The organism is Cellulomonas endophytica, from assembly GCF_004123805.1.
GTDB classification, from domain to species: Bacteria; Actinomycetota; Actinomycetes; order Actinomycetales; family Cellulomonadaceae; genus Cellulomonas; species Cellulomonas endophytica.
Window position 1 is genome coordinate 1 of the sequence record NZ_RWJX01000102.1, and the last position, 9,855, is coordinate 9,855.

General features: G+C 70.7%; 14 protein-coding genes and 2 pseudogenes. 10 read left to right on the forward strand and 6 right to left on the reverse strand.

Features of this window, described 5'->3' with window-relative positions:
* The 6 genes and pseudogenes from EJA20_RS17015 to EJA20_RS19625 all read right to left on the reverse strand — a co-directional run.
* Positions 1–472 (reverse strand): cation diffusion facilitator family transporter (locus EJA20_RS17015; protein WP_164984043.1); only part of this gene is annotated, 472 nt, incomplete at its 3' end.
* Positions 469–1,137, reverse strand: a complete 669-nt coding sequence (locus EJA20_RS17020; protein ID WP_129339726.1) for a methyltransferase family protein — start codon at positions 1,135–1,137, stop codon at positions 469–471. The genes EJA20_RS17015 and EJA20_RS17020, both read right to left, overlap by 4 nt.
* On the reverse strand, positions 1,127–1,450 hold the full coding sequence (locus EJA20_RS19875; protein WP_338068843.1) for a cation diffusion facilitator family transporter: 324 nt from the start codon (positions 1,448–1,450) through the stop codon (positions 1,127–1,129). Before EJA20_RS19875 ends, EJA20_RS17020 begins: the two co-directional genes overlap by 11 nt.
* Before the next feature lie 33 nt (positions 1,451–1,483).
* A pseudogene (locus EJA20_RS19880) lies at positions 1,484–1,708 on the reverse strand (ArsR family transcriptional regulator); the annotation flags it as partial.
* A 362-nt stretch (positions 1,709–2,070) separates the two neighbouring features.
* Positions 2,071–2,665, reverse strand: a pseudogene (locus tag EJA20_RS17035) (cadmium resistance transporter).
* 97 nt (positions 2,666–2,762) lie between these two features.
* Complete coding sequence (locus EJA20_RS19625; RefSeq protein WP_240675606.1) at positions 2,763–3,032, reverse strand: hypothetical protein; 270 nt, start codon at positions 3,030–3,032, stop codon at positions 2,763–2,765.
* Positions 3,033–3,081: 49 nt separating this feature from the next.
* Between EJA20_RS19625 and EJA20_RS17045 the strand changes: the two genes are divergently transcribed.
* From EJA20_RS17045 to EJA20_RS17090, 10 genes are all read left to right on the forward strand, one after another.
* A complete protein-coding gene (locus EJA20_RS17045; RefSeq protein WP_129339735.1) occupies positions 3,082–3,450 on the forward strand; it encodes an ArsR/SmtB family transcription factor in 369 nt (122 codons plus the stop codon).
* Positions 3,447–4,016 (forward strand): signal peptidase II, encoded by a 570-nt coding sequence (gene lspA, locus EJA20_RS17050; RefSeq protein ID WP_129339727.1) that lies wholly within the window; start codon positions 3,447–3,449, stop codon positions 4,014–4,016. The genes EJA20_RS17045 and lspA overlap by 4 nt, the downstream gene beginning before the upstream one ends.
* A gap of 176 nt (positions 4,017–4,192) precedes the next feature.
* Positions 4,193–4,648, forward strand: a complete 456-nt coding sequence (locus tag EJA20_RS17055) for a TlpA family protein disulfide reductase (RefSeq protein ID WP_338068842.1) — start codon at positions 4,193–4,195, stop codon at positions 4,646–4,648.
* Positions 4,645–5,415, forward strand: a complete 771-nt coding sequence (locus tag EJA20_RS17060) for a cytochrome c biogenesis CcdA family protein (RefSeq protein ID WP_129339729.1) — start codon at positions 4,645–4,647, stop codon at positions 5,413–5,415. The genes EJA20_RS17055 and EJA20_RS17060 overlap by 4 nt, the downstream gene beginning before the upstream one ends.
* A 185-nt stretch (positions 5,416–5,600) precedes the next feature.
* The gene (locus tag EJA20_RS17065) at positions 5,601–6,029 is read left to right on the forward strand and encodes an ArsR/SmtB family transcription factor (protein WP_129339730.1); all 429 of its coding nucleotides are present in this window, start codon (positions 5,601–5,603) and stop codon (positions 6,027–6,029) included.
* Entirely contained in the window at positions 6,022–6,675 is a 654-nt protein-coding gene (locus EJA20_RS17070; protein ID WP_129339731.1) for a cation diffusion facilitator family transporter, read from the forward strand. The genes EJA20_RS17065 and EJA20_RS17070 overlap by 8 nt, the downstream gene beginning before the upstream one ends.
* 528 nt (positions 6,676–7,203) lie before the next feature.
* Complete coding sequence (gene trxB / locus EJA20_RS17075; RefSeq protein WP_129339732.1) at positions 7,204–8,217, forward strand: thioredoxin-disulfide reductase; 1,014 nt, start codon at positions 7,204–7,206, stop codon at positions 8,215–8,217.
* Between the two features lie 2 nt (positions 8,218–8,219).
* Positions 8,220–8,543, forward strand: coding sequence for a thioredoxin (gene trxA, locus EJA20_RS17080; RefSeq protein ID WP_129339733.1), 324 nt, complete (start codon positions 8,220–8,222; stop codon positions 8,541–8,543).
* A 51-nt stretch (positions 8,544–8,594) separates the two neighbouring features.
* On the forward strand, positions 8,595–9,617 hold the full coding sequence (locus EJA20_RS17085; RefSeq protein ID WP_129339734.1) for a metalloregulator ArsR/SmtB family transcription factor: 1,023 nt from the start codon (positions 8,595–8,597) through the stop codon (positions 9,615–9,617).
* Positions 9,618–9,650: 33 nt separating this feature from the next.
* The coding region (locus EJA20_RS17090) for an arsenate reductase/protein-tyrosine-phosphatase family protein (protein ID WP_476727338.1) at positions 9,651–9,855 on the forward strand (205 nt) is incomplete at its 3' end.

Consider the following 9,855-nt stretch of genomic DNA (forward strand, 5'->3'; position numbering starts at 1 on the left):
CCAGGTAGGCGCCGCGCACGTTCAGGCTCTGCCCCTGCCCACCGCGCAGCAGCAGCAAGGAGACGAGGTTGGCGGCGGCGCCGGCGACCGCGACGATCAGCATCACCCCGGTGGAGACCTCGGGCGGGTCGTTCCACCGCTGCAGGGCCTCCACGATGACCCAGATCGCCAGCACGGCGAGCAGGACCGCGTTAGCCAACGCGGCCAGGATCTCGGCGCGCATCAATCCGAAGGTGCGGGCCGTGGTGGCCGGGCGGGCGGCCCGCGACGCGGCGGCCAGGGCGATGGCCACACCGGTGGCGTCGGTGAACATGTGCCCGGCATCGGCCAGCAGTGCCAGGGACCCCGAGGCGAGCCCGCCGACGACTTGGATCCCGACGACCGACAAGGTGATGACGAGCACGGCGAGCATCCGACGTCGATGCTGACCGGTGGCCGTGGCGGCCGCGCCATGGTTGTGTCCGGCGCTCATGGCACGTCTCCTCTCGTGGACGACGTGGTCGCCGGATCAGTTCCCGCTCGGGGATACCGACCCATGCCGGGGACGAAGCGGCCCACGGTGCCGGCGTACCCGAGGTAGCTCGCGCCGTGCACCGCACGCAGGTAGGGCTCTTCGACGCACCGCACCTGCAGCTGGATCGCCAGCACGAGGGCCACCAGCGCCGCGACGGTCAGGACCGTCGGGATCAGCAGCGCGATCCCGGCCTGGGCGACGACCATTGCGCTGAACACCGGGTTGCGCACCCGCGGAAACCACCCGTCGGTGACCAACGCGGTCCGCTCGGCAGGGTCGACCCCGATCCGCCAGGACGACCCCAGCGCGCCCTGCGCTGCCAGCACCAGGACGAAGCCCACCAGTGCCAGCAAGGCGCCCACGACGACGCGAGCCATAGCGGTCGACTCGCGAGCGGGCAGCACTGCTGCCGCAGCCAGAGCGGGACCGAGTGCTCCGGCAACGAGCGCCACCACGAATAGCACCCCACCCCACCAGCCCGCCGAACCGACCGGCCCGCTGATGCCGCGGAAGCCGGCGCTGCCGGTTCGTCGACTGTGCACGTAGCTGCGCCAGCCGAAGGTCGCGGCGCACCCGATGGCGTAGAGCACCAGGGCGACCAGGCCTGCATGGTCAGTCGTCATCGTCGTCCTCCACGAGCTCGCCCTCCCAGGCCTCCTTGCCCTCGTGCGCGGCGAAGGCGGCGATGACGAAGCCGGCGACGGGGTCCAGCCACGCCGCGCCTGTCAGCGCGTACAGCCCGACGCCGGCCAGCGTCGAGATCGACAGCAGGACACAGATTCGCGTCTTGGCGGCGTCGGCCAGGATCAGGTTGACGCCCAGCCCGCGGCCCACCTGGGTCTTCGCGAGCGTGACCGCGTCGCCGGTCAGCGCCAGCAACTGCTCGGCCGCAGATAGGACTGCCAGGACCTCAGCGGGATGAATCAGCGAGAACATCGATGCCCGCTCCTGCGGTCGCGAGTTCGCCAATCCGCAGTCACGCAAGCAGGCCGGGTGCTTCGAGACAGTGCTCTGCGTCAGCCCAAGGCGCGCGGTCGGGCCCACCACCCGGTGCTCGCCCAGGGCTAGGTGCCAGACGATCAGCGACCGCGGAGGTCTCGAGAACCCGTCGAACAGGCATGCCGCCGCCGTCAACGTCGCAGCCTCGACGTCAGTGCTTCGATCGACACCTCCACCTACCGGCAACTCTTGCATCGCAATCTAGCAATGATAGCGCCTTTGAACGTTGCCGACTAGCGTGGTTGCGCTTCCGGTGCAGTCGGCGCGCCGGTACCCGGGCAAGGAACTGCTCGGCTTGGAACTCAAACTGGTCGATCAGGTGCCAGACGGACCGACCCAGCCGGTCGGGAGCAGAGTCCGGCGATCGGTGAACGGTGCCGGCAGCGTCGGCGCTGCTTGCAGCCCGTCCACCACCGACCCTTCGGGACGTTCACGGCCGGGCCTTCGCCGGCGTGTGTACCTGTTGGAGCTATGTGGCAGGTCGCTCGGCTGCTTGACAGCCCGGGCAGCAGGGCGCTGCGCCGAAGGCATTTACGGGCGTAACCCGCCGAGGAGAGCTAGAAGCCGAACGCACCGCCCTCGATCAGGATCACCACACCCAGCACGATCAGGACGAGGGGGAACAGCACGTGTTCCCACCGCTCGAGAAGCTCGGCGATCGGGCGACGGGTAGCGATGTATCGGGCGGCCAGCACGAGCACGGACACCAGCGCGAGGAACACGACCGTGTACGCCGCCACGGCGGCCGGACCGACCGTCAGGAAGACCGGTACGTAGACCCCGATGTTGTCGCCACCGTTCGCAAAGGTGACTGCCGCTACGGTCGCGACACTGATCGACCTGCCGGTCGTCATCGTCATTGTCGTCGCGCCCGCGCCATGCCTGCCAGGCGGCGTAGATCCCCAGCAGCAACGGGATGAGCCCGAAGTAGGCGATGGCGTCCTGGGGCAGGAACGCGCTCGCGCCCAGGGTCACCAGGATGGAGGCCGCCAGGATCGCGCCGAAGCCGAGGTACTGGCCGGCCGTGATTCGGGCGGTCGTGCCGGGGGTGCCGGCTCCGCGGGCGAAGAACAGCGACAGGATGATGATGTCGTCGACGTTCGTGGCGAAGAACAACGCTCCTGCTTGCAGGGCTGCTGTGGCAAGGTCCACGGCTACGCCGTAACCGCGCCTGAACGGGCGACCGGGGCCGGGCCGCCGTGGGCCCCTGACGCGCGCTGTCGCCGCCCGCGGATGCCCCTTGCGGCTCTCACTCGGGGGTTCCGTCAGGGGTGGTGGGCTTGGAGGCGACACCGAGAACGTAGTCGCCGAAGTAGCGGGTGACCGCCGGCGTCTGCAACTGCAGGCGCCGCTCGAGCACCAGCTCGGCACCGACGCCACGGCCGCACCCGATCTCCACCACGCGGGCGCCGTGCAGGTGACCGCCGAGGCGCTCGAGCAGGCGGACCTCGTACACGCGTTGTAGCCATGCCCGTGGTGGGCTATCCACCAGCAGCGTTTCGACCCCGTTCATCAACATCCCGGCCCGCCTTCGATCCGGTCCATGCCGTTATCATTCCCACGTGGCGATGACTACGACAAGGCCCGTTCCGACGGGGCGGGGCGCCCTGGCTCCTGCGGGCGCGTTGTTCCGCGGCCTGGGTGACCTGACCCGGCTGGCGTTGGTGCAGCGCCTGGCTGCGAGCCCGGCCCGTGTGGTCGATCTTGCCGCGGACCTCCAGCTCGCTCCGTCTACGGTCTCCTCGCACCTGGCGTGCCTGCGTGAGTGCGGGTTGATCGACTTTCGCGCCCAGGGCCGGGCGTCGGTGTACTACCTGCCCCATCCTGAGCTCATCGGGCTGTTGGTGGCCGCGGAGGCGGTGCTGGCCGCGACCGGCAGCGCGGTGGTGCTGTGCCCGCAATTCGGCACGCAGAGCGTTGCGATGGACGCGCGATGACGGGCACGGGCGAGAACTCCAGGACCGTGCCGGTTCCCACGACCGCGGGTCGGCGTCGCGCGGCGTTGTTCGCGGTCGCCGCACTCGTCGCCGTCGTTGACCTGTGGGCCAAGGCGTGGGCGCAAGAGGCGCTGCCCGCCGGCGCGATCTCGATGGGCATGGTGGACCTGCAGCTGGCGTACAACCCCGGGGTGGCCTTCTCGGTGGGGGCGGACGCTCCCCGATGGCTGGTGATCGCGGCCACCACCGCCCTCACGGCTGCCGTGGCGGTGTTCGCCTGGCGCAGCGCCGCCCGCGCCGGCCGCATGCAGCGCACCGCACTGGGGCTGGTGCTGGGCGGCGCTGTGGCGAACCTGCTTGATCGCGCCGCCGACGGTGTGGTCACCGACTACCTGCACTCGGGGTGGTGGCCCACGTTCAACCTCGCGGACACCGCCATCGTGTGCGGTGCCGTCCTCCTCGTCGCAGCGTCATGGCGGCACCGACCGGACGACGCGGCGGGCCGGACGGGGCCCGACTCCGCTGGTCTACCGGCGAACGCACGACCGGAAGAGGAGGCGCAGTGAGGACCGGCGCACCACGCGAGCCGCACCCGGGCCGTCGCGCCACCCGACGTGGCCACGCGTGGGCGGCCGCCCTGGCCGCAGTCGTTGTCGCTCTGAGCGCGTGCGCCGGCTCGTCGGCACAGACCGGACGCACCGCGGATGGTGAGCAGGCCGGGTACATCTCCGGGGACGGGTCGGTGGCCAGCTGGGAGCCCGACGGCCGAGGCGAGCCCGTGCGCCTGGTCGGGCAGGACTTCGCCGGCAACGCGATCGACACCGGCGACTGGGTCGGTGACGTGGTCGTGGTCAACACCTGGTACGCCGCCTGCCCTCCGTGCCGGGTGGAGGCCCCGGACCTAGCGGCGGCAGCGACGGACTACGCCGACCAGGGGGTGCGGTTCATCGGGATCAACGGCGTCGACGACGCCGGCGCCGCCCAGCCCTTCGAGCGCTCCTTCCAGATCCCGTATCCGAGCATCGCCGACACCGACGGCACCGCGATCGCCGCGTTGCAGGGCAGCGTGCCGGTCGAGGCCGTGCCCACGACCGTGGTGCTGGACCGCCAGGGGCGGGTCAGCGGCCGGATCCTGGGGCTGGCCGACGCGACGATCCTGCGCGGGCTGATCGACGACGTGCTGGCCGAGACCGCATGACGGCCGGCTTCTGGGAGGACCTGGCCACGACGTTCCAGACCACCGCCTTCTCCGGTCCCATGCTGCTCGCCGTGCCCGTGGCGGTGGTGGCGGGTCTGGTCTCGTTCGCCTCGCCGTGCGTGATCCCGCTGCTGCCGGGGTACTTCGCATTCGTCTCCGGGATGACCGGCGCGAATCCCGGGCAGCGGTCCCGGTCGTTGCTGCTCACAGGCGTCGCCCTGTTCGTGCTGGGGTTCTCCGCCGTGTTCGTCCTGCTCGGAGTCGCGTTCGGCTGGCTCGGGCTGGCACTGCGCCCCTGGCTGGACGTCATCACACCCGTCCTGGGCGTCGGGGTGGTCCTGATGGGGCTGTCCTTCCTCGGATGGATCCCGTCCCTGCAACGTGAACGCCGGTTCCATGTCGCTCCGGGGAAGGGGCTGTGGGGCGCGCCCCTGCTCGGGATCGCGTTCGGACTGGGCTGGGCACCATGCATCGGACCAACCCTGGCCACCGTCCTGTCGCTGTCCCTGGACCAAGCCAGCGCCCCACGCGGTGCTGCACTGGCCGCCGCCTACGCCGCCGGCCTGGGCATCCCATTCCTGCTGATCGCCCTGGGCGCGCACCGCTCGACCGCCGCGGTCACGTTCCTGCGCAGCCACCGGGTCGCCATCATGCGCCTGGGCGGAGGGCTGCTCGTCCTCATCGGCCTAGCCCTGATCACCGGCGTGTGGGCCAACTGGACACAGAGCCTGCAGTCCCTCATCGGCGGCTTCGTCACCGTCATATGAGGCCGGGCCCCGTGCGCGATCACCGGTCCGGCACGCGACAGGGCTAGCGGCCGCTGTCGGAACCCGGCGAAACGCCCGACGTGTGGTGCGGAGCGCCGAAGGTGGTCCTCCGCTTGGGCCGGGACGTAGCGAGCTTCACACATCACGTGCTGCACTTCGATGCCAGAAGGCGCTAGCATCGCCATATGAGCATGACAGCGATAGAACCCGATGCACCAATCGTCGACGAGACGGCAGCCCTGGGGCCGGCCGCGTGCTTGTTCAACGGGTTCAGCGACGCGTCCCGTCTGGCGATCCTGCGCCACCTGGCGCTGGGTGAGCACCGCGTGGTCGACCTGACCCGGCACCTGGGCCTGGCTCAGTCGACCGTGTCCAAGCACCTGGCCTGCCTGCGGGATTGCGGGCTGGTGGAGTCCCGGCCGCAGGGCCGTGCGTCCGTATTCCGACTGACGCACCCCGAGGCGTTGATGGACCTCCTTCGTGCCGCCGAGCGTCTGCTCGAGCTCACCGGCGACGCCGTCGCGCTGTGCCCGACCTACGGCGCCGGCACCGCAACGTCCGCCGCGTCCGCTCCCGCGGCCGCCCGCACCCGTGGGGGAACCACTCGTGGCTGAGACCACCACGCTCACCGACGTCGAGGTCGAACGTCTGACCCGCCGCGGGCTACGCCTGGCCCAGTTCACGGTCGGCTACAACGTCGTCGAAGGTGCCGTCGCGATCACCGTCGGCCTGATGGCCGGCCTGGTCTCCGTCGTCGGGTTCGGCATCGACTCTGGCATCGAGTCGATCGCCGCCGTCCTGGTCGGGCTCCGCCTGGCCGCTCGGCTGCGCCACGGCGAAGCGGACGAGGCCAAGGAGCGTCGGACCCTCAAGGCCGTCGCGGTCACCTTCTTCATCCTGGCCGCCTACGTCACCTTCGAAGGCATCCGTAGCCTGATCGACGGCGAAGCCCCGGACAGCTCGCCGATCAGCATCGTGCTGCTCGTCGCATCCGTCATGATCATGCCGGCGCTGGCCGCCCTGAAGCGCAAGGTCGGCCTGCGGCTGGGGGACAACCTCATCCTCGCCGACGCAGCCGAGACCCGGATCTGCGTCCTGCTGAGCATCTCCACCCTGATCGCCGTCGGACTGTACGAGGTCACCGGTGCAGTGTGGTTGGACCCCGTCGCCGGGTTCGTCATCGCCGCCTTCGCCATCCACGAAGGCCGAGAGGCATGGGAGGGCGAGCTCGTCGAAGACGATGACGACGGCGACGACTGAAGTGGCACCTTCGCGCAGGGACCTGTGCACCCTCGTGGTAGGTGTCGCCGGACCGCGCATCTACACCCGCACTGCGGCCAACTCCGCCTGTGCTGACACCATCCAGACATGACGAGCGAGATGGCGTCGTGCTCTTGCTGCGGCCGCAGCAAGCCGCGCTCCGCCCTCCCTACCCTGAACGACGGTTCGGCCTTCATCTGTCGCCGCTTCGGGCTGTGGATCGCTCGGCGAGTGCGGCGCGACCGGCAGACACGTGCTCAAGAGCGTGAGTAGCTTGCGCCGTTGGTCCAGACCAGGCCCTGCAAGATGTGTTTGCGATCCGCACGCGCCAGCCCGCCTGGGCCGAAGGACCTCCCCCTTGGGAGGCCTGCCCCAAGAGGAACTTCCACGTGGACTGCCAGCCCTTGCCGCAAGAAGGCGCTAGACGTTCAGACACGGCAGACACGCTCACCATCGGTGCTTCCGGGCCCGGTTGCCTCACCCCGAGGGGACCTGTCGTGCTAGTTCGAAGTGTGTCAATATCGACCCATGCCGAAGCAGCAGCATGACTTGGTCATCGTCGGTTCCGGTCCCGCCGGGTACACGGCGGCGATCTACGCCGCCCGCGCCGGCCTGGCGCCGGTGGTCATCGCCGGTTCGGTGACGGCTGGCGGGGCGCTGATGAACACCACCGAGGTGGAGAACTTCCCGGGGTTCCCTGAGGGCATCCAGGGACCGGAGCTGATGGAGAAGCTGCAGGCGCAGGCCGAGCGCTTCGGCGCCGAGGTTGTGTGGGACGACGTGGTCTCGGTCGAGCTGACCGGGCCGGTCAAGCGCGTGGTGACCGGCTCGGGCGAGGAGTACTCGGCCCGGTCGGTGATCCTGTCGACGGGTTCGGCGTACCGGGAGCTGGGCCTGCCCGGGGAGAAGGAGCTGACCGGGCGCGGGGTGTCCTGGTGCGCCACCTGCGACGGCTTCTTCTTCCGGGACCAGGACGTCCTGGTCGTCGGCGGCGGCGACTCCGCCGTGGAGGAGGCCACATTCCTGACGCGCTTCGCCCGCTCCGTGACCGTGGTGCACCGCCGCGAGGCGCTGCGAGCCTCGAAGATCATGGCCGAGCGGGCCGCCGCGAACCCGAAGATCACCTTCGCCTGGAACAGCGAGGTCGCGACGATCCACGGGCAGGACAAGCTGACCGGGGTGACGCTGCGCGACACGGTGACCGGCCAGACCCGGGAGCACGCGGCGACGGGGCTGTTCGTCGCGATCGGGCACGTGCCGCGCTCGGAGCTGCTGCTGGGCCAGGTCGAGCTCGACGAGAACGGCTATGTGCAGGTCGTGGGCCGCACCACAGCCACCAACGTGCCCGGGGTCTTCGCCTGCGGGGACCTGGTCGACCACACCTACCGGCAGGCCATCACCGCCGCCGGATCCGGGTGCGCGGCCGCGCTGGACGCGCAGCACTTCCTGGCCGCCCTGCCCGAGGAGGGCGTCACCGGCACCCCGGGCCTGCCCGACTCCGCCAGTGCCACCCGCTCACCCGCCGTCCTCGAGGAGGTCTGAGCGTGCCCACCACGACCGTCACCGACGCCACCTTCGACGCCGAGGTCCTGGCTGCTGATGTTCCCGTGGTCGTCGACTTCTGGGCCACCTGGTGCGGCCCGTGCCGGCAGGTCGCCCCGATCCTGGAGCGCCTGTCCGAGCAGTACGCGGGCGTGGTGAAGATCGTCAAGGTCGACGCCGACGCCAACCCCCGGGCCGTCACCGCCGCCGGGGTGGTCTCCATCCCCACCCTCGGCTTCTACGTCGGTGGGCAGCTGGTGAAGTCCGTGATCGGGGCCAAGCCCGGACCCGTGATCGCCGCCGAGATCGACGCCGTGCTGGCCTGAGAGCGCCTGCACCACCCTGTGCTCGCCCCGTTCCTCCCCGAGGAGTCCGTCATGACCGCACTGAGCCCGGCACCGTCGCCGGCGACCACGCCGGGTGAGGCCCACGCCATGGGCGCTGAGGCCGCCACACAGGTCGCCGGGATGTTGAAGGCGCTGGCCGATCCGCTGCGGCTGCGGATGCTGTCGCTGATCACCACCAGCACGGCCGGTGAGGCGTGCGTGTGCGACATCGCCACCGTCGCCGAGGTCTCCCAGCCCACGGTCTCGCACCACCTGAAGGTCCTCAAGGACGTCGGGCTGCTGGTCTCCGAGCGCCGGGGCACCTGGGTCTGGTACCGGGTCGCTCCCGACGTGAGGAGGGCGGTTACCGCCCTGCTGGAGGCCTTCGCGCCCGCAGCGCTGGACGCCGCCCACCACCGCGAGCAGCCCCTGCACCAGCTCAGCGACGTCGACCACGCACTGACCCGTGTGGCGCAGGACCTGCAGGACCGGTTCCCGAGCGTGGCGCCGGAGGTGGTGCTGCGCACCGTGCGCGAGTCCTACACCGCGCTGGCGCGCAACGCCGGCATCACTGGCTACCTCGTCACCCTGGCCCGCCGCTTCGCGCAGCAGCGGCTGACCGACATGGTCCGCACCCAGGGCGAGCCCGACGGACGAGCGCCGCAGGTGCTGTTCGTGTGCGTGGCCAACGCCGGACGCTCCCAGCTGGCCGCAGCCCTCCTGCAGCACTACGCCGGCGACCGCGTCATCGCCCGCTCGGCAGGGTCCGCGCCTGCCGGCTCCATTCACACCACCGTGCGACCGCTGCTCGCCGAGCTGGGCGTGCAGGCGGACGCGGTGTTCCCCAAGCCGCTGACCGACGACGCGGTGCGCGCCGCCGACGTGGTGATCACCATGGGCTGCGGCGACACCTGCCCGGTCCTGCCCGGCAAGCGCTACGAGGACTGGGTCGTCGGCGACCCGGCCCTGGCCTCGCCCGAGGGCACGGCCGCCATCCGCGACGACATCGACACGCGCATCCGCGCCCTGCTGTCCGACCTCGTCCCCGACCTGCGCCTGCCCGCCCACACCTGACCTGCCCCCCATCACCCTCCGAGGAGATGCCTGATGAGCACCGAGCCCCTGACCAAGCCCAGCGTCCTGTTCGTCTGCGTCCACAACGCCGGCCGCTCCCAGATGGCCGCCGGGTACCTGCGCCACCTGTCCGGCGGCGCCGTGGAGGTCCGCTCCGCCGGGTCCATGCCCGGCGCGCAGATCAACCCCGTGGCCGTCGAGGCGATGCTCGAGGAGGGGATCGACATCCGCGCCGAGA